Consider the following 17829-nt stretch of genomic DNA (forward strand, 5'->3'; position numbering starts at 1 on the left):
CATGCAGTCCATACCCAGCAAGTCCCCAACAGAAATCGAAGGGGACGGTGACTATCAGGCCGCCTTGAATGAAGGCTGGCTTCCCATACGTGAAGTTGCCCGACGCACGGGGGTCAATGCCGTCACACTTCGAGCCTGGGAGCGACGCTACGGGCTGATCATTCCCAAGCGAACACCTAAAGGGCACCGCCTTTATGGTGAAAGCCATATCGAGCGCATCAAAAACATTCTGGCCTGGATCAACCGTGGCGTTGCTGTCGGCCAGGTCAAGGCACTGCTGGACAGTCAGCGCCCGCTTTCATCGCCCAATGACACCCCCTGGGTCGCGCTGCGCCAGGAAATGCTGGACGCTGTGCGTGAGCTGGCTGGGCGACGTCTGGATGAAGCTTATAACCGAACGGCAGCCCTTTACCCGCCCCGGGTGCTGTGCGAACAATTGCTGATGCCGCTGGTCGAGCATCTTGAACAGCACCGCAAGGCGCCTCTGATTGGCTCCCTGGAGCAATCCTTTTTTCTGTCCTGGCTGCGTAGCAAGCTTGGGGCACGGATTTACCACAATAATTATCAACTCAAAGGGCAGTCCGTTCTGCTGGCCAGTCTGGCTGAAACACCAATGAATGCCGGACTCTGGCTCAGCGCCTGGCTATTGAGCAACGCTGACTGTCCAATTGAAACATTGGAATGGCCGCTTGCGCTGGATGCCTATGCACTGGCCGCCGAACGCATGTCGCCGCGCTGCCTCGTACTGTATTTAAATGCTCCGCTGGAATCACAGCAGATACAACAGCTGCGCAGGTTGGCTGAGACATGCCCTGCCCCCGTCATCATTGCCGGTCCGGCCGCCAAATTATTGGATGACGTCAGCAAAACCGCATTGAATGTGGCCTATGACCCTCTGGATGTCTTTAGCCGTCTTCAGGCATTGGGGTTGATGGCAGAACACGTATGACCCAACTCGTCTGGTTCCGTACCGATCTTCGTGTACGGGACAATACGGCATTGGCTGCCGCTTGCGCAGCAGGACCAGTGCTGGCCCTTTATCTGATTACACCCGAACAATGGCAGGAACACGACGACTCTCCTGCCAAGGTCGACTTCTGGCGCCGGAACCTGAAAGTCTTGGCCGAGACGCTGCATACGCTCAATATTCCCCTGTTGATTCGTCAAGTGGCTCGCTGGGCTGATGCGGCCGCTATTGTCGCCAAGCTAAGCCAACAACATGGTATTCAGACCGTTCATGTCAATGCTGAATATGGTGTCAACGAACAACGTCGTGATGATGCAGTAAAGGCAGCGTTGGACTGCAATCGAATAGGCTTTCAGCGTCATCTGGATCAGCTGTTTTTCGAGCCTGGCTCAGTGCTTACGAAAAGCGGAGGCTACTTCAAGGTCTTTGGCCAGTTCCGTAAAACCTGCATCAACCTCCTACAGCATAGCCTTCCACCGCTTAACCCGCCGCCCCGTGTCCAGACTGCGCGCTCCATCGAATCGGATCCCGTACCTAACCAGATAAACTCCTATACGATGGTTTCAAGCGCGATACAGCAGCAGTGGCCCGCGGGTGAAAATGAAGCGCATGCCAGACTGCGTCGCTTTGTCGATGAGCGCATGGAGGTGTATCACCACGACCGGGACTTTCCTTCTCGCCCTGGTACCAGTGAGTTATCCGCTTATCTTGCAGCAGGTGTGCTCTCCCCTCGCCAATGTCTGCACGCGGTGTTGAACGCCAACCGGGGTGAGCTGACAACCGGAGCGCCAGGCGCATCGACCTGGGTCGACGAGTTACTATGGCGAGAGTTCTACAAGCACATTCTGGTAGGTTATCCCCATGTTTCGATGAGCAGAGCGTTTCACCCGCATACCGAAGCGCTACCCTGGCGGCGAAATACAGACGATCTTGACGCATGGAAATACGGCAAAACCGGCATTCCGATCATTGATGCAGCCATGCGCCAGATGCGTGAAACAGGCTGGATGCACAACCGGCTGCGCATGATCACTGCCATGTTTCTGAGCAAGAATCTGTTGATTGACTGGCGCGAAGGTGAACGCTGGTTCATGCAAAACCTGATCGATGGCGATCTGGCTGCCAATAATGGTGGATGGCAGTGGAGCGCCTCGACTGGCACTGACTCCGTGCCCTATTTCCGAATATTCAATACCTATTCGCAATCGGAGCGGTTTGATCCCAAGGGACGCTTCATTCGTACCTGGGTTCCAGAGCTGGCCTCGCTCGATGACAAGGCTATTCATAACCCGTTCAAGCGGTGGCAGCGTGCTGTCAATGACTACCCAGCGCCTATCGTCGAAGTCAAGGAGAGCCGTGAACGCGCCTTGATGGCGTTCAGAAATCTGCCCAAGCCTGCCAAACGCCAGGCATGAAAAAGCCGGACTTCAAGGTCCGGCTCTGGCGAAACGACTATGAATCAGATCGTGTGGCTGTAGAACAGCGCGTACGATTCGATACCGTCGTTAGGCTCCTTGATACCTGCGTTGGAGTAATGCGTCGCGCGAATGCCTACTCGCTGGGTTTCGCCGATCTTCACACCTGCGCCAATGCGGTCTTCAAAGTTGAAGGCTGAGCCCAGATCCTTTTCACCGACACGAGTGCTTGAAAAGACAGACACACCGATACCGGCTTCGATAAAGGGTTTAACAGAACCGTTACCGAACTCGTATACAAATACCGGAGCAAAGGACAGGGAATGCTTCGCGGAAGAGTAATGGTCAGCGCCTTCCCAGTAGGTATAGCCAGCATCCCAGTAACCTGTCAGGCGTCCCGTGGACGTCTCCCACCAGCTCTTGTTCCAGTCGAAGCCCATTCCCAGACGATACGTCATATCGCCCTGGCCCGTTACACCTACTGCACCGGACACCTCAGCCGCTTGAGCGGAAAGAATGGATCCGGCAGAAAGCGCGGCCACAATGGCCAGTGGAAGCAATTTTTTCATCTGAAAGTCCTTGTATTATTTTGTAACACGTACAACGTTACATTATGGGAGACACTTCTCATCCTGAAAAGGTAGCAAACTAACTGATTTCAGAAAGGCAGCGTTTCCACTGACGCAACTTTGCCCCATAGGCTAGGCAACACCGTCGAAAACTGCTCAACATGCCCACTTGTCCAGAAACGGCATTCCAAAGGAGTGTCCGTTGCCATCTGGTCTTTTTCATGGATCAACGAGCTCAGTCGACGTGCAACCGCCGATCCGGTGTCGATGAGAGTAATTTCAGCAGGCAGCAGTTCCCTCAGTAAAGGCTTCAGGAAGGGATAATGCGTACATCCCAGAATGATCGTGTCACAGCCAGCTGCCAGCAGTGGTGCTACATACCCTTTCAGCAACGCCCGGGTCACAGGACCAGTCAGGTCCCCAATCTCTACCCGCTCCACTAGCCCCGGACAAGGTTGAGTGACGACCCTGACCGTACTGGCGAAGCGATCCAGCAAGGCGGCAAATCGTGCGCTTTGAAGCGTTCCAGTGGTTGCCAGAACCCCCACCACACCCGATTTTGTCGCTGCAGCCGCCGGCTTCACCGCAGGCTCCATACCCACGATAGGCCACTGTGCATGACATTCGCGCAGGTCGTTTACAGCCGCTACGGTAGCTGTATTACACGCGAGCACCATCGCCTTGGCGCCTTTCTCGAGAAAGAACTCAGCTACCTGCTGGCAACGCTCACGAATGAAAGCCGGATCTTTTTCCCCGTAAGGAATATGAGCACAATCCGCTGCATATAACAGCGACTCACCCGGTAGAAGCCCATGAATTTCACGCAGGACGGACAATCCGCCTACGCCAGAATCAAAGACACCAATAGGTGCATTACTCGGCATGGCGTTTCCTACATACCTCACAAGCAGGGTCACGGCGCACTTTCAGCTCTCTGAAGCGTGACGTGAGTGCATCAATCAACAGCAGGCGCCCCACCAGAGGAGAGCCGAACGCTGCAAGCAGTTTCAAGGCTTCCAACGCCTGAAGGCTTCCTACCAGCCCTACCAAGGGCCCTACGACCCCAGCTTCACTGCAGGTTAGCTCCGTCTCGCTGCCATGACCGTAGAGGCAGTGATAACACGGACTGTCTTCACGTCTTGGGTCAAATACGCTGAGCTGCCCTTCAAGTCGAATGGCAGCACCACTTACCAAAGGCCGACCCGCGGATACACACGCGACATTCACGGCCTCTCGAGTGGAAAAATTATCGGAGCAGTCCAGCACGACGTCTACGCGTTCGACCGCTGCAGCCAGGGAGTCGGCATCCAAGGCAGTTCGGTAAGCGTTATAGGTGATTTCAGGATTGATCGCCTGCAGCCGATCCAGCGCCGAATCGACTTTGCTACGCCCTACCTGGGCCGTGTCATGGATGACCTGCCGCTGCAGATTGGTCATGTCGACCGTGTCGAAATCGGCAAGATGCAACTCACCCACACCCGCGGCGGCCAGATACAGCGCAACCGGGGAGCCCAGGCCACCCAGGCCTATGACCAGCGCCCTGCTCTGCTTGAGACGCAGCTGCCCTTCTATATCGATCTGAGGCAACAGAATCTGCCGGCTGTAGCGCAACAGCTCCGCATCGCTCAGCACGGCCGCTGCCCCAGTGTCACGCGCTCATGCCCACCCAGATCGCGACGGCTTTCAACCGATATGAAGCCCTGCTCAGTCAGTAGCGACCTAACCGCTGGAGCCTGATCGAACCCATGCTCCAGAAGCAGCCATCCACTAGGTAACAAATGTTCCGGAGCCTGCCGAACGATAAGGCGAATATCATCCAGACCATCGTCACCCGCAACCAATGCAGAGGCAGGCTCGTAGCGAACATCCCCTTCATCAAGGTGCGGATCATTGTGTGGAATATAGGGAGGATTGCTGACAATGACGTCAAACCGCTCTGCGGAAAGCGCAGCGAACCAATGACTTTGCTGAAAAGAGGCATTCGAAATGCCCAGTCGTGCCCGATTTCGCTCAGCGAGCACTACCGCGCCGTCTACACGATCCACCCCTATTACCTGCCACTGCGCACGCTCATGGGCCAGCGCCAGGGCGATGGCACCAGTACCTGTTCCCAGGTCAAGCACGCGTCTGTGTTCGGCACCTGTCAGAGCCAGCGCGGTTTCAACCAGAAGCTCCGTGTCAGGGCGCGGTATCAGGGTATCAGGCGAGACCTCAAGATCGAGCGACCAGAATCCTTGATGGCCCAGGATATAAGCTATCGGTTCCCCATCTCGACGACGCTCGATAAAGGTGCTGTAAAGATCCTTGGCTTCACGCGTCACAATACGTTCAGGCCAGGTACGCAGGAAGCTACGCGGCTTTCCCAGCGCAGCCGCCAACAGCAATTCGGCATCCAGACGCTCGCTGGGTGAATCCGGCAGGCGCGCTTCCTTGAGCAATGCCCCGATAGTGGCCATATCAGTCCCCCAAGGCCGCCAGTTGGTCGGCCTGATATTCCTGCAGGAGAGGCTCGATGACCTGTTGCACCGCGCCCTCCATGACTTCACCCAGAGAGTACAAGGTCAGGTTGATACGGTGATCAGTCACACGGCCCTGTGGAAAATTATAGGTCCGGATACGCTCGGAACGATCCCCTGAGCCTACCAGCAATTTACGGGTGCTGGCGATAGCCTGCTGATGTGCCGCCTGTTGCTGGTCATTGAGCTTGGCCGCCAACCACGCCATGGCCTTGGCGCGGTTCTTGTGCTGTGAACGCTCTTCCTGGCACTCGACGACAATACCGCTGGGAAGGTGCGTAATACGAATGGCCGACTCGGTTTTGTTGACGTGCTGACCACCCGCACCGGAGGAGCGATAGGTATCAATACGCAAATCCGCCGGGTTGATCTCCACAGCTGCCTGCTCATCAGGTTCCGGCAGCACAGCCACCGTACAGGCCGATGTATGGATTCGCCCTTGAGACTCGGTCTCGGGAACCCGTTGGACACGATGGGCACCAGACTCGAATTTGAGCTTGGCGTAGACGTTGTCGCCCTCTACACGGGCAATCACTTCCTTGTAGCCACCATGCTCGCCCAGGTTCTCGGACATGACCTCTATGCGCCAGCCTTGACGCTCGGCATAGCGCGAATACATGCGGAACAGATCCCCGGCAAAAATGGCGGCCTCATCCCCACCGGTTCCGGCACGAATCTCAAGGAAAACGTTGCGACTGTCATTAGGATCGCGAGGCAGCAGCATTCGCTGTAGCTGATTTTCCAGGTCGATCAGCGCGGCTTCTGCCTGCTCGGCCTCTTCTTCGGCCATGGCCCGCATTTCCGGGTCGCTGTCCTTTAGCAGGGCACGAGCGCCTTCCAGATCGGCCTGCACCTTGCGAAATTCCCGAAGCGCCATGATGACCGGCTCGATTTCCGCATATTCCTTCGAATAAGCACGAAACTGGGTCTGGTCACTGATTACGTCGGCATCACCGAGCAGCGCTGTCAGCTCCTCGAAACGATCATTTAATCCATCGAGCTTTTGCAGCAGAGAGGCTTTCATTTTTTATCCACGCCCTCGTCGAGAGCGAACAGTTCCTGAGCCAAAGCCAGCGCATCGATGCGCCCTTCAGCAGACAATTTCTTGAGTTGCACACTAGGCGCGTGCAACAACTTGTTGGTCAGGCTCCGTGCCAGCGCGGCCAGCACCTGATCAGGCGCAACACCATTGGCGAGCTGCCGCTGAGCACGAGCCAGTTCGTCATCACGCATCTGCTCGGCCTGTTGCCGGTAGGCTCGCAATACATCCACCGCTGCCAGCTCACGCAGACGATGCATGAACTCATCGACCCCAGCCAGCACCAGTTTTTCAGCCGCCTGGGCAGCGCCCTGCCGGCTCTTAAGGTTCTCGGTGATGACCTCATGCAGATCGTCGACGGTGTACAGGTACACATCGTCCAGCTCGCTGACCTCCGGCTCGATATCGCGCGGCACTGCAATATCCACCATGAACATCGGCTTGTGCTTGCGCTGCTTGAGCGCACGCTCAACGGCACCTTTCCCCAGGATGGGCAACTGGCTTGCCGTCGAGCTGATCACGATGTCGCTATTGGGCAGCTCTTCCGGAATATCGGCAAGCAGAATCGTATGCGCCCCGAACTGCTCTGCCAGGTGACTGGCGCGCTCGAGTGTCCGGTTGGCGACCACAATCCGCTTGACGCCCTGCTCGTAGAGGTGCCTTGCCACCAGCGTAATGGTTTCTCCTGCGCCAATCAAAAGCGCCTGGCTGCGATTGAGATCACTGAAGATCTGCCTGGCCAGGCTTACCGCAGCAAAGGCAACCGAAACCGGGTTTTCGCCAATGGCGGTATCGGTACGGACACTTTTCGCCGTGTTGAACGTTGCCTGAAAAAGACGCCCTAACAAGGGGCCTACGGTGCCCGCTTCGCGTGCTACCGCGTAGGCTGATTTCATCTGGCCCAGAATCTGCGGTTCGCCCAGGATCATGGAGTCCAGACCGGACGCTACACGCATCATGTGCTGGACCGCCTCGTCATCCTCATGAATGTACGCGCAGGCACGCAGCTCATCCAGCGAGAGATGATGATAGTGGGCGAGCCATGCCAGAACGTTGTCCGGAAGGGGCTGCTCCATTTCCAGATAGAGCTCACTACGGTTACAGGTCGACAGAATGGCCGCCTCGCGACTCAAGGTCTCCCGGCACAGTTGCCGTAATGCCTCTACCATTTGCTCAGGGGTGAACGCTACGCGTTCGCGTACATCCACTGAGGCGGTCTTGTGATTGATGCCAAGCGCGAGGAAAGCCATGCAGAATCGCTAAGTTTTTTGGAAAGCCGGTAATTGTCCTACGTCGTCGATTGAACGACAACTATCAGGCCCATGTGCTTGCCTAATACCTTGTGGCATGATGGGCTGAATGCAGAGAGGCCGTTTCGATCTCATGACTAAATATCTCGCGCTGCTGACCACTGCGCTGCTATTGGGTGGCTGCCAAAACCTGGCCAGCCACACGAATTCCGAACAAACCAAACCTGAACAGGCTACACCTGCTGCTGCGCCAGCCCAGCCGGAAAAGTACGGCTCCTTCAGGGAAGACACCTTATATGACCTGCTGGTTGCAGAACTGGCCGGGCAACGCAATCGATTCGATATTGCATTGGCCAATTACGTCGAACAGGCCCAGAGCACTCAGGATCCCGGCGTAGCCGAACGCGCGTTTCGCATCGCAGAATACCTGGGTGCAGACAGTTCCGCCTTGGATACCTCTGTTATATGGGCGAAGAACGCGCCAGACAACCTTGATGCCCAACGCGCTGCTGCCATCATGTTGGCACGTGCCGGCCAGTACGACGAATCCATGACCTACATGGAGAAAGTTCTGCAGGGCCAGGGCGACACCCATTTCGATTTTCTTGCCCTGTCGGCAGCCGAGACGGACGCAGACACCCGCGCAGGCCTGCTCAAAAGCTTTGATCGCCTTCAGGCCAAGTACCCCGAGAACGGCCAGCTGTTGTTCGGCAAGGCATTGCTGCTTCAGCAGGACGGACGAGTCGACGAGGCGCTGACGTTACTGGAAGATCACCCTGCCGCCAGACATGAAGTGGCACCGCTGCTGCTCAGAGCCCGCATGCTTCAGAGTCTTGGTCGTAGCAAGGAAGCCCTTCCGCTGCTGGAAAATGGAATCAAGGAGCATCCGGACGATAAACGTCTGCGCCTCGCTCATGCCCGCCTGCTGGTTGAGCTAAACAAGCTTGATCAGGCCAAGCAGGAGTTTGCGGACCTGGTCGCACAGTTTCCCGATGATGACGATCTTCGCTTTTCCCTGGCACTGGTATGCCTGGAAGCCGAAGCCTGGACTGACGCACGCACCTATCTGGAAGAACTGGTTCAGCGTGGCAGCCACGTGGACGCGGCCCACTTCAACCTGGGGCGTGTTGCCGAGGAATTGAATGATCCCGAACAGGCGCTGACCCAATACGCATTGGTCGGCCCGGGTAGCGACTACCTACCCGCCCAGCAGCGTCAGGCTGAAATCCTGATGGGTCAGGGGCGATTCGAAGAAGCCAAATCGCTTCTTGCCGCCTCTCGCCAACGCCAGCCTGACTATGCGGTCCAGCTCTACCTGCTCGAGGCCGAAAGCCTGACCAACAACAATCAGTCGGAGGCGGCCTGGAATACCATCCAGCAGGGCCTCAAGCTGTATCCAAACGACCTCAATTTACTCTATACCCGTGCCATGGTATCGGAGAAGCGCGGAGACCTTGGTCAATTGGAAAGGGATCTACGCCTTATTCTCAAGCAGGATCCCGACAATGCCATGGCGCTCAATGCACTCGGCTACACCCTGGCCGACCGTACGACCCGCTACGCCGAAGCACGCACGCTGATCGAGAAAGCTCATCAGATCAATCCTGATGATCCCGCTATCCTCGATAGCATGGGATGGATCAATTACCGCCAGGGCAAGCTTGATCTTGCAGAGCAGTATCTACGCCAAGCCCTTCAGCGCTTCCCCGATACCGAGATCGGCGCACATCTGGGCGAAGTTCTCTGGGCGCGAGGCAAGAAGCAGGAAGCACGCAAGGTATGGGCGGCGGCTGCTGAACAGTCCCCTGATAACGCCGTGCTACGTAGCACGCTCAAACGATTGACAGGCTCAGAAACACTGTGAAATTCAATATCCGCTTTATCCTCATAACGGCATTTCTGGCATTCCTGGCCGGGTGCGCGGGTCAAGTGCCCCATGAAACGGTCGAAGGGCATGGCAACAGCGCGGCCTGGAAGGCTCACAAGGCACGCATTACGACGCTGGACGGTTGGCAGATCAACGGCAAGGTAGGTATCCGTGCTCCCAATGATTCCGGCAGTGGCACCCTATTCTGGCTTCAGCGGCAAGGGTATTTCGATATACGCCTGTCAGGACCTCTAGGCCGTGGCGCAGCCCGTCTGACGGGACGCCCAGACGACGTTACGCTGGAGGTAGCCAATCAGGGGCGTTACCACGCAGACTCCCCCGAGGCGCTTCTTGAGCAGCAGCTCGGCTGGCGCTTACCCGTTTCCCATTTGCTCTGGTGGGTGCGTGGACTTCCAGCTCCAGACAGCCGCAGCCAACTTACACTGGACGGCGACAGTCACCTGTCCCGCCTCTTCCAGGACGGCTGGACCGTGGAGTACACCCGCTACACCGAACAGAATGGCTATAGTCTGCCCGAGCGCTTGAAGATCAAAGGTCAGGACCTCGATGTGACACTGGTTATCAAGGACTGGCAGCCACGCCAGCTAGGCCAATGAAAGACGTGTTGACCTTACCGGCCCCAGCCAAGCTGAACCTTTTCCTTCATATCCTGGGTCGGCGCGACGACGGCTACCACGAGTTGCAGACACTGTTTCAGTTCGTGGACTATGCCGATGAGCTCAAGTTTGCGCTGCGTGATGACGGTCAGATCCGGTTGCATACCGTCCTTCCCGGTGTTGAACATGATTCCAACCTGATCGTTCGTGCCGCTCGGCTTCTCCAACAGACAACTCATTGCTCTCTCGGAGCGGATATCTGGCTGGATAAGCGGCTGCCCATGGGCGGTGGTATCGGAGGCGGCAGCTCGAATGCAGCGACTACCCTGCTCGGGCTGAATTACCTCTGGAAGCTCAACGTCAGCGAAGAGGCACTGGCAGAGCTTGGCCTTACCCTTGGCGCGGACGTTCCGGTATTCGTGCGAGGCAAGGCAGCCTGGGCGGAAGGGATTGGTGAGCGACTGACGCCGGTAGAGATAGAAGAGCCCTGGTATCTGGTGGCTGTTCCGCAAGTGTCTGTAAGTACAGCAGAAATTTTTAACGATCCCCTGTTGACACGTGACACGCCTCCCAGTAAAGTTCGCCCCGTTCTCGAGTGGGGCGGTCGAAACGATTGCCAGAGCGTGGTAGAAAAGCGTTATCCAGAAATACGTAACGCTTTGATCTTGCTAAACAAATTTGTTTCAGCTAGATTAACCGGCACTGGTAGTTGCATATTTGGGGGGTTCCCAAGTCAGACCGAAGCTGTTAAAGTTGCGGACCAACTTCCAGCTACCCTGCCAAGCTTCGTAGCTAAAGGAAGCAACACTTCAATGTTGCACCGTAAACTGGGAAGTTTGTTCTGAGAAACAGATACAACTGTATCTGAAACGTCACAGGGGCGTCGCCAAGCGGTAAGGCAGCAGGTTTTGATCCTGCCATGCGTTGGTTCGAATCCAGCCGCCCCTGCCATTTCCTTTTCATCAGGTCCACCCTCAGCCGGCAGGTACTGCAGCGTGTCCAAGATGATGGTCTTTACGGGGAACGCTAACCCCGATCTGGCACGGCGCATTGTGCGTCAGCTGCACATTCCTCTAGGTGATGTTTCCGTCGGTAAATTCTCCGATGGCGAAATCAGCGTCGAGATCAACGAAAACGTTCGTGGTAAGGACGTCTTCCTGATTCAGCCGACCTGTGCACCTACGAACGATAATCTGATGGAACTGGTCGTGATGGCTGATGCCTTCCGTCGTTCCTCAGCTACCCGAATCACTGCTGTTATCCCCTACTTCGGCTATGCACGTCAGGATCGCCGCCCGCGCTCCGCACGCGTTGCTATTAGCGCTAAAGTAGTGGCTGACATGCTTACCGTTGTCGGTGTCAACCGAGTTCTGACTGTCGATCTTCATGCCGACCAGATTCAGGGTTTCTTTGACATTCCCGTTGATAACATCTATGGCTCCCCCGCTCTGGTTGACGATATCGAAGACCAGCGTTTCGAGAACCTGATGATTGTTTCTCCCGACATTGGTGGTGTAGTTCGCGCACGCGCCGTGGCTAAAAGCCTGGGCGTAGATCTTGCGATCATCGACAAACGCCGTCCGAAAGCCAACCAGTCCGAAGTGATGCATATCATTGGCGACATCGAAGGCCGCACCTGCGTGCTAGTCGACGACATGGTTGATACAGCCGGTACACTTTGCCATGCCGCCAAGGCTCTGAAAGAGCATGGTGCATCCAAGGTATTGGCGTATTGCACGCACCCCGTGCTTTCCGGACGCGCAATCGAGAACATCAACACTTCCGTTCTTGATGAGCTTGTCGTTACCAACACCATTCCGCTTTCTGCTGCTGCGCAAGCCTGCACTCGTATCCGCCAGTTGGACATTGCTCCAGTGGTAGCCGAAGCTGTGCGTCGTATCAGCAATGAGGAATCCATCAGCGCCATGTTCCGTTAAGAACTGGTGTTGGTATAACGGCCCCGCATCATGCGGGGCTTTTTAGTCAATGGTCTGATCGCTGGTCGCAAGTGACTCAGGCAATTGTCTTTTTTAGGAGACTACAAATGGTCGACTTTACTCTGAATGCCCAAGCGCGTTCCGACCTGGGGAAAGGTGCGAGCCGCCGCCTGCGTCGTAATGCCGAACAAGTTCCTGCCGTAATTTACGGCGGTGAAAAAGCGCCTGTATCCGTTACGCTGGAAGGCAAGGATCTGGCCAAGCTGTTGAACAACGAGGCTGCTTTCAGCCACGTAATCAACCTGAACGTTGACGGCCAGAACGAAAGCGTTCTGATCAAGGCACTGCAGCGTCACCCTGCCAAGGGCTACGTTATGCATGCTGACTTCCTGCGTGTAGTGGCTGGCCAAAAGCTGACCGCAACCGTTCCGCTGCACTTCATCAATCAGGAAGCTGCCATTGGCGTTAAGCAAGGCGGCGGTGAAGTTTCGCACAACGTGAACGAAGTAGAAGTCTCTTGCCTGCCAAAAGACCTGCCTGAGTTCATCGAAGTCGACATGTCCAAGGTCGAGCTGAACCAGATTGTTCACATGAGCGACCTGAAGCTGCCGGCTGGCGTTGAGCTGGTATCTCTGGCTCATGGCAGCGACCTGCCAGTAGCAAGCATCCACCTGTCCCGCGTCCAGGCTCCGGCTGAGGGCGAAGGCGAAGGTTCTGCTGAGTAAGGCATTGCCTAAGGCTTGTTGAGGAGAAGGTAACGCCTCTACAGCAGACTATTATGAGCGCATCGCCCTGATGCGCTTCTCGATAGGGTTACTCTGTCTGTATAGTCGCTGCCTTAACCTCATAGACAAACTTAGGAAGAAGGGCTCCCGTTATGACTGCCGTACAACTGATCGTTGGCTTGGGTAATCCAGGCGCTGAATACGAACAGACGCGGCATAATGCGGGGGCCCTTTTTGTTGAACGTCTTGCTGCTCAACATCATGTCAATCTAGTCGCTGATCGCAAGTATCATGGCCTGACGGGCCGATTTACACATGACGGCCATGATGTTCGCCTCTTGATTCCTACGACCTACATGAACCGTAGCGGCCAAGCTGTTGCGGCGCTTGCAGGTTTTTACCGTATTCCTGTGGAATCCATTCTGGTCGCCCACGATGAGTTGGATATGCCGCCAGGTGTTGCCAAGTTGAAAAAAGGTGGCGGGCACGGTGGTCATAACGGCTTGCGCGATATCATTGCCCAATTGGGCAACCAAAACGGTTTTCATCGCCTACGGCTTGGCATTGGCCATCCGGGGCATAGCAGTCTAGTCTCCGGCTACGTATTGGGCCGCGCGCCACGTGCCGAACAGGAGCTGCTGGATACCAGTATCGATTTTGCCCTCGGCGTGCTGCCGGACATTCTGGCCGGGGATTGGACCCGTGCCATGCAGCGCTTGCATAGCCAGAAGGCCTAACCTACTCCGCGAGGGACAATTTCATGGGATTTAACTGTGGCATCGTCGGCTTGCCCAACGTTGGCAAGTCCACTCTATTCAACGCCCTCACCAAGTCCGGCATTGCTGCAGAAAACTTTCCGTTCTGCACCATCGAGCCGAATAGCGGCATAGTGCCAATGCCTGACGCTCGACTCAACGCACTGGCCGAGATCGTCAAGCCCGAGCGCGTAATCCCTACAACCATGGAGTTCGTGGATATCGCCGGCCTGGTAGAAGGCGCATCCAAAGGCGAAGGCCTTGGAAACAAGTTCCTGGCCAACATCCGCGAAACCGATGCCATTGCTCATGTGGTTCGCTGCTTTGAAGACGAAAACGTTATTCACGTAGCCAACTCCGTTGACCCCAAGCGAGACATTGAGGTCATTGACCTTGAGCTGATCTTTGCGGACCTGGAAAGCTGTGAGAAGCAATTGCAGCGAGTGGTTCGCAACGCCAAGGGCGGCGACAAGGAGGCAGTAGCTCAAAAAGCACTTCTTGAAAAGCTGATTCCTCATTTCGAAGCAGGAAAGCCTGCGCGCAGCCTGTTGAAGGACATGGATGACGAGCAGAAGCGCATGGTACGCGGCTTTCATCTGTTAACCAGCAAGCCAGTCATGTATATCGCCAACGTGGCTGAGGATGGATTCGAAAACAATCCTCATCTGGATATCGTCAAAGGCATTGCTGCCGAAGAAGGCGCGATTGTCGTTCCGGTATGCAACAAAATCGAAGCTGAAATTGCCGAGCTGGATGATGGTGAAGAAAAGGATATGTTCCTTGAGTCGCTAGGCTTGGAAGAACCTGGCCTGAACCGCGTAATCCGCGCTGGCTATGAACTGCTGAATCTACAGACCTATTTCACTGCCGGAGTGAAGGAGGTTCGTGCCTGGACCGTCAAGGTGGGCGCTACCGCGCCACAGGCAGCTGCCGTGATTCACACTGACTTTGAGAAAGGCTTCATCCGCGCCGAAGTGGTCGCCTATGACGACTTTATTCAGTACAAGGGTGAAAATGGCGCGAAGGAAGCAGGCAAATGGCGCCTGGAAGGTAAGGATTATATCGTCAAGGATGGCGACGTTATGCACTTCCGCTTCAACGTCTGATCTGCTCAGCGGACCTGCGATGCAGGTCCGCTCCCCTTCCCTTCTACCTGCACATGCTCAAGACAGCAGCAACTTACGTCTACTGGTTGACTGGCAAAGCCGCATGCAGTTGAGTCAGCTCGTTGACCTTGTCGTATAGCTTGTCGGTACTGGTAGCCATGGTGGTAGGCACAAACTGGTTAGGCTGGGAAAAACCAGCAGCCATGGTGGTAAATTTCCACTGCGCCTTAACCTTGCATAAGGCAACAGCAGTCACTTGATTTGGCGTTCCTGCTTGCCAAATAGTGCTTCAAAGTCTCTTACCAATGCCTCGAATGCTCTTTCCAGATCAGGCACAGTTGCTCATAACGACTCCATCACGACAAGCTCACTTCAGCGCTTTTACAGAAGTGCTGCGTTAATCTTTCAGGAAGAAATAAAGGTAGCGTGAGCAAAATGGAGGACGAAGCAATAAGGACCATTCTGCCGGTACGAGCAGAATGGCCCTCAGCATAGGTATCGGTCAGTTGCCGGCAGATAGCCCTGCGTACAGCCGTGTCAGCTCGTTCATCTGCTTGAACAGCGTATCGGCACTGGAGGCCATTGCTGTGGGGACATAGTTGTCGGGAGTGGTTAGATCTACCGCCGTACGGGTGAATTTCCACTGAGCTTCGGCTTTACGCAGCGAAGTGGCAATTTCAGGGTTGGGCGTGCCCGCGGTATTGAGTTCTGTCATGACGGTATCGAACTCACCGACGGACTTGTCAAACGCCTCGTCCAGCCCGGGCGCCTGCACACCCCAGTTCTTGGCCATGTACAGCATGGCGATCCGCTGGCTTAGCACTCGGTTCCAGCCACTACGGTTCACCAGACGGGAAGACTCACCACCGTTGTTCTTTGCGACGAGATCCGTCAGCTTTTGGCACTGATCCAAGAGCTGATCACTGACGCCCAGCATGGCGACGGCCTGATCCTTGTCAGGATTAGCCTGAACCAGCTGCTTGTATTCCTGCCAAGTCTTCTCTATCTCGCTGAGTTTGCTGCGAATTTCAGTATTCGGTGCGAACTCGACAAGTAATTTGTGATGGTTGTCGAACAGTGTAACGGTGTCCTTGAGCTGCTTGGCTGCAACGTCTACGCGAACACCGGACCCCATCATCAGGTAATCTTTGGCCATGCGTTGGCCCAGCGTGCGCTGAAGGCCAGCCATGTTCATCGCTTCTTCAGGGGTAATGGCCGCCCAGCAAGAGGCACTAACAAGACTGACGCCCAAAACGGCTACACGCAAAAAATCCTTTAGCATTTACTTCTCCAAAAGGGCTATTCGCTGGCCAGGCAAAGCGGGGCCTTTTTTAGAAACAGCAAGGCGCCGCGAATAGTTAAGCTCCGCGGTTATCGATTTAATTAGTGCGGGATGTGGTATGAAGGCGAATCGTCATGACAGCTGATGTCATAACGCCATCGAATCATAAGGCCGCTATTGTAGCGTCTTGAAAAGTCAATAGGACGTTTTTACTAGGACATAATGTCGCCCCTGCCCAGAAGCGTGACAGCGACAGCACCTCCGCTGGAACAAGGGCACATTGGAAGCAGGCCGCTTACATGATCAACCGCTAACCCGCAAAGGACCGCCAACCGGAACGTACTCAACAGGTGTCTCACCTGGGAGGTCTTGGACAGGGTCGTCCTGATAGCCGAACCCTTCCTCCTTCAGGTTGATGGAGTGTGTGCTGTGTTCTCGGGCACTCGTATTGCTCAGCTTGGTAAACAGGCGATCATCATCCTGCAAGGTGAAGCGGTCTCCTGGGCAAAGCTGTGCGAAAGTAATCGTGGCGGCGGTACTCATCAAGCAGTCTCCTTATAACCGTTGAAGTCTCTTATGAATGGAGAGTTTCCGGTCGATCAAGGTTCCGAACAGCGACCGGAACTGACTTGCAGAGCACACATTGCAGAATAAAAAAGGCTCGCCTGGAAACGACGAGCCAAGACGTGGAAAGCCGTTTAGCGCTTAGCCTTGCGCTTATTTCGGTACTGGTCGATGACAACGGCCACCACAATGATGATGCCCTTGATGATGTCCTGGATGTAGGCGTCGACCCCGAGGAAGGTAAAGCCGCTGGCCATGACGCCCAGAATCAGGGCGCCGATGACCGTTCCGGTAATACGTCCTACGCCGCCCGCCAGGCTGGTACCGCCAATCACGGCGGCAGCAATCGCATCCAGCTCGTAGGACATCCCCATCCCCGCCTGACCTGTAGCGGCTCGGGCCGAGGCAACGACACCAGCGAGGCCTGCTAGAAGGCCAGCGATGCTATAGACGATGATCAGATGGCGCTTGACGTTGATGCCCGAGATGCGAGCCGCCTGCATGTTGCCGCCAATGGCATAGGTGTACTTACCGTATTTGGTATACCGCAGGGCGATATGAAAGATGACAGCCACGACCAGAAAGATGATGACCGGCATGGCACCGCTGCCAATGGCGGTGTACGAGTCGGACAGCATGCTGATGGGCTGACCTTCGGTGTAATAACGCGCCAGACCGCGGGCCGACACCATCATGCCCAGCGTGGCGATGAAAGGAGGAATGCCGGTAGCGGCAATAATGCTTCCGTTAATGACGCCGGCCAGCAGTCCCACGCCTAATCCGGCCATGATCGGCACCCAAACCGGCATGTCGGTCAATGAGGGGAAGACCGCTCGGCCAAAATCGGACGTTTGCGCCAGACTGGCTGCAACCATTGCAGAAAGCGCGAGCACGGAGCCTGAAGACAGATCGATTCCTGTGGTGATAATGACTTGGGTAACGCCAATGGCTAGAAGACCAATGATGGAAACCTGGAGAATCATCAGCACCAGGCGCTGGGAGTTCATGAGAAAGCTCTGATCACGCATGACCCAGCCGAACAGCTCGAACACTAAGCCAATACCCAATAGTACGAGCAGAATACCCACTTCAGTAGGAATACGCCGCTTGGTCTTCCTGGGTACCTCAGCTGTTTTGTTTTCAGTGATAGCATTCATAGTGATTTCCTCTTCTCCTGCTTTCGCCCAGGCGAACGTGCCCGCTGACTACTGCCAGGCCGC

General features: G+C 55.7%; 19 protein-coding genes and 1 tRNA gene. 10 read left to right on the forward strand and 10 right to left on the reverse strand.

Annotated elements, in window-relative coordinates; all coding sequences use genetic code 11:
* The first annotated feature begins 1 nt into the window (after position 1).
* Both AC4LF3_RS16130 and phrB read left to right on the forward strand, forming a co-directional pair.
* A complete protein-coding gene (locus AC4LF3_RS16130) occupies positions 2 to 949 on the forward strand; it encodes a MerR family transcriptional regulator (RefSeq protein WP_312125412.1) in 948 nt (315 codons plus the stop codon).
* Positions 946 to 2382 (forward strand): deoxyribodipyrimidine photo-lyase, encoded by a 1437-nt coding sequence (phrB, locus tag AC4LF3_RS16135; protein ID WP_491835793.1) that lies wholly within the window; start codon positions 946 to 948, stop codon positions 2380 to 2382. The genes AC4LF3_RS16130 and phrB overlap by 4 nt, the downstream gene beginning before the upstream one ends.
* A gap of 44 nt (positions 2383 to 2426) precedes the next feature.
* On the opposite strand, the gene AC4LF3_RS16140 is transcribed toward phrB, so the two are convergent.
* From AC4LF3_RS16140 to hemA, 6 genes are all read right to left on the reverse strand, one after another.
* Positions 2427 to 2951 (reverse strand): acyloxyacyl hydrolase, encoded by a 525-nt coding sequence (locus tag AC4LF3_RS16140; protein ID WP_150346700.1) that lies wholly within the window; start codon positions 2949 to 2951, stop codon positions 2427 to 2429.
* Between the two features lie 89 nt (positions 2952 to 3040).
* A complete protein-coding gene (gene murI / locus AC4LF3_RS16145) occupies positions 3041 to 3835 on the reverse strand; it encodes a glutamate racemase (protein WP_286787886.1) in 795 nt (264 codons plus the stop codon).
* Positions 3825 to 4583: a molybdopterin-synthase adenylyltransferase MoeB gene (locus AC4LF3_RS16150; protein ID WP_286787885.1), complete on the reverse strand. Its 759-nt coding sequence runs from the start codon at positions 4581 to 4583 to the stop codon at positions 3825 to 3827. Before AC4LF3_RS16150 ends, murI begins: the two co-directional genes overlap by 11 nt.
* Positions 4577 to 5407, reverse strand: coding sequence for a peptide chain release factor N(5)-glutamine methyltransferase (gene prmC, locus AC4LF3_RS16155; protein WP_150346697.1), 831 nt, complete (start codon positions 5405 to 5407; stop codon positions 4577 to 4579). The genes AC4LF3_RS16150 and prmC overlap by 7 nt, the downstream gene beginning before the upstream one ends.
* Before the next feature lies 1 nt (position 5408).
* Positions 5409 to 6491, reverse strand: a complete 1083-nt coding sequence (prfA, locus tag AC4LF3_RS16160) for a peptide chain release factor 1 (protein WP_122041743.1) — start codon at positions 6489 to 6491, stop codon at positions 5409 to 5411.
* On the reverse strand, positions 6488 to 7756 hold the full coding sequence (gene hemA / locus AC4LF3_RS16165) for a glutamyl-tRNA reductase (RefSeq protein WP_150346695.1): 1269 nt from the start codon (positions 7754 to 7756) through the stop codon (positions 6488 to 6490). Before hemA ends, prfA begins: the two co-directional genes overlap by 4 nt.
* A 133-nt stretch (positions 7757 to 7889) precedes the next feature.
* Between hemA and AC4LF3_RS16170 the strand changes: the two genes are divergently transcribed.
* The 8 genes from AC4LF3_RS16170 (at position 7890) to ychF (ending at position 14763) form a co-directional block, all read left to right on the forward strand.
* A complete protein-coding gene (locus AC4LF3_RS16170) occupies positions 7890 to 9620 on the forward strand; it encodes a tetratricopeptide repeat protein (protein WP_312270384.1) in 1731 nt (576 codons plus the stop codon).
* An 8-nt stretch (positions 9621 to 9628) separates the two neighbouring features.
* Positions 9629 to 10240, forward strand: coding sequence for a lipoprotein insertase outer membrane protein LolB (lolB, locus tag AC4LF3_RS16175; RefSeq protein ID WP_286787914.1), 612 nt, complete (start codon positions 9629 to 9631; stop codon positions 10238 to 10240).
* Positions 10237 to 11085 carry a 4-(cytidine 5'-diphospho)-2-C-methyl-D-erythritol kinase gene (ispE, locus tag AC4LF3_RS16180; protein WP_475256839.1) on the forward strand — a complete coding sequence of 283 codons (849 nt, stop codon included), beginning with the start codon at positions 10237 to 10239 and terminating at the stop codon, positions 11083 to 11085. Before lolB ends, ispE begins: the two co-directional genes overlap by 4 nt.
* A gap of 31 nt (positions 11086 to 11116) precedes the next feature.
* Positions 11117 to 11191, forward strand: a tRNA-Gln gene (locus AC4LF3_RS16185).
* Between the two features lie 44 nt (positions 11192 to 11235).
* Positions 11236 to 12177 carry a ribose-phosphate pyrophosphokinase gene (locus AC4LF3_RS16190; RefSeq protein WP_019364854.1) on the forward strand — a complete coding sequence of 314 codons (942 nt, stop codon included), beginning with the start codon at positions 11236 to 11238 and terminating at the stop codon, positions 12175 to 12177.
* A gap of 107 nt (positions 12178 to 12284) precedes the next feature.
* On the forward strand, positions 12285 to 12902 hold the full coding sequence (locus tag AC4LF3_RS16195) for a 50S ribosomal protein L25/general stress protein Ctc (protein WP_010795623.1): 618 nt from the start codon (positions 12285 to 12287) through the stop codon (positions 12900 to 12902).
* Positions 12903 to 13054: 152 nt separating this feature from the next.
* Entirely contained in the window at positions 13055 to 13639 is a 585-nt protein-coding gene (pth, locus tag AC4LF3_RS16200) for an aminoacyl-tRNA hydrolase (RefSeq protein ID WP_010795624.1), read from the forward strand.
* A 23-nt stretch (positions 13640 to 13662) separates the two neighbouring features.
* Complete coding sequence (gene ychF, locus AC4LF3_RS16205) at positions 13663 to 14763, forward strand: redox-regulated ATPase YchF (protein ID WP_010795625.1); 1101 nt, start codon at positions 13663 to 13665, stop codon at positions 14761 to 14763.
* A 79-nt stretch (positions 14764 to 14842) separates the two neighbouring features.
* On the opposite strand, the gene AC4LF3_RS16210 is transcribed toward ychF, so the two are convergent.
* The 4 genes from AC4LF3_RS16210 to AC4LF3_RS16225 form a co-directional block, all read right to left on the reverse strand.
* Positions 14843 to 15019, reverse strand: a complete 177-nt coding sequence (locus AC4LF3_RS16210; RefSeq protein ID WP_219651126.1) for a hypothetical protein — start codon at positions 15017 to 15019, stop codon at positions 14843 to 14845.
* Between the two features lie 246 nt (positions 15020 to 15265).
* Positions 15266 to 16045: a type IV pili methyl-accepting chemotaxis transducer N-terminal domain-containing protein gene (locus AC4LF3_RS16215; RefSeq protein WP_010795628.1), complete on the reverse strand. Its 780-nt coding sequence runs from the start codon at positions 16043 to 16045 to the stop codon at positions 15266 to 15268.
* A 303-nt stretch (positions 16046 to 16348) separates the two neighbouring features.
* A complete protein-coding gene (locus AC4LF3_RS16220) occupies positions 16349 to 16588 on the reverse strand; it encodes a hypothetical protein (RefSeq protein ID WP_019364850.1) in 240 nt (79 codons plus the stop codon).
* Positions 16589 to 16743: 155 nt separating this feature from the next.
* A complete protein-coding gene (locus AC4LF3_RS16225; protein ID WP_019364849.1) occupies positions 16744 to 17766 on the reverse strand; it encodes an ABC transporter permease in 1023 nt (340 codons plus the stop codon).
* Between the last annotated feature and the right edge of the window lie 63 nt (positions 17767 to 17829).

The organism is Pseudomonas sp. C2.3V (assembly GCF_058536325.1).

What these genes read in the sequence shown, in the direction of transcription:
- AC4LF3_RS16130 (WP_312125412.1), top strand. Translation starts at nt 2, where the DNA reads ATGCAGTCCATACCCAGCAAGTCCCCAACAGAAATCGAAGGGGACGGT.
- phrB (WP_491835793.1), top strand. Translation starts at nt 946, where the DNA reads ATGACCCAACTCGTCTGGTTCCGTACCGATCTTCGTGTACGGGACAAT.
- AC4LF3_RS16140 (WP_150346700.1), bottom strand. Translation starts at nt 2,951, where the DNA reads ATGAAAAAATTGCTTCCACTGGCCATTGTGGCCGCGCTTTCTGCCGGA.
- murI (WP_286787886.1), bottom strand. Translation starts at nt 3,835, where the DNA reads ATGCCGAGTAATGCACCTATTGGTGTCTTTGATTCTGGCGTAGGCGGA.
- prmC (WP_150346697.1), bottom strand. Translation starts at nt 5,407, where the DNA reads ATGGCCACTATCGGGGCATTGCTCAAGGAAGCGCGCCTGCCGGATTCA.
- prfA (WP_122041743.1), bottom strand. Translation starts at nt 6,491, where the DNA reads ATGAAAGCCTCTCTGCTGCAAAAGCTCGATGGATTAAATGATCGTTTC.
- hemA (WP_150346695.1), bottom strand. Translation starts at nt 7,756, where the DNA reads ATGGCTTTCCTCGCGCTTGGCATCAATCACAAGACCGCCTCAGTGGAT.
- AC4LF3_RS16170 (WP_312270384.1), top strand. Translation starts at nt 7,890, where the DNA reads ATGACTAAATATCTCGCGCTGCTGACCACTGCGCTGCTATTGGGTGGC.
- ispE (WP_475256839.1), top strand. Translation starts at nt 10,237, where the DNA reads ATGAAAGACGTGTTGACCTTACCGGCCCCAGCCAAGCTGAACCTTTTC.
- AC4LF3_RS16195 (WP_010795623.1), top strand. Translation starts at nt 12,285, where the DNA reads ATGGTCGACTTTACTCTGAATGCCCAAGCGCGTTCCGACCTGGGGAAA.
- pth (WP_010795624.1), top strand. Translation starts at nt 13,055, where the DNA reads ATGACTGCCGTACAACTGATCGTTGGCTTGGGTAATCCAGGCGCTGAA.
- ychF (WP_010795625.1), top strand. Translation starts at nt 13,663, where the DNA reads ATGGGATTTAACTGTGGCATCGTCGGCTTGCCCAACGTTGGCAAGTCC.
- AC4LF3_RS16215 (WP_010795628.1), bottom strand. Translation starts at nt 16,045, where the DNA reads ATGCTAAAGGATTTTTTGCGTGTAGCCGTTTTGGGCGTCAGTCTTGTT.
- AC4LF3_RS16220 (WP_019364850.1), bottom strand. Translation starts at nt 16,588, where the DNA reads ATGAGTACCGCCGCCACGATTACTTTCGCACAGCTTTGCCCAGGAGAC.
- AC4LF3_RS16225 (WP_019364849.1), bottom strand. Translation starts at nt 17,766, where the DNA reads ATGAATGCTATCACTGAAAACAAAACAGCTGAGGTACCCAGGAAGACC.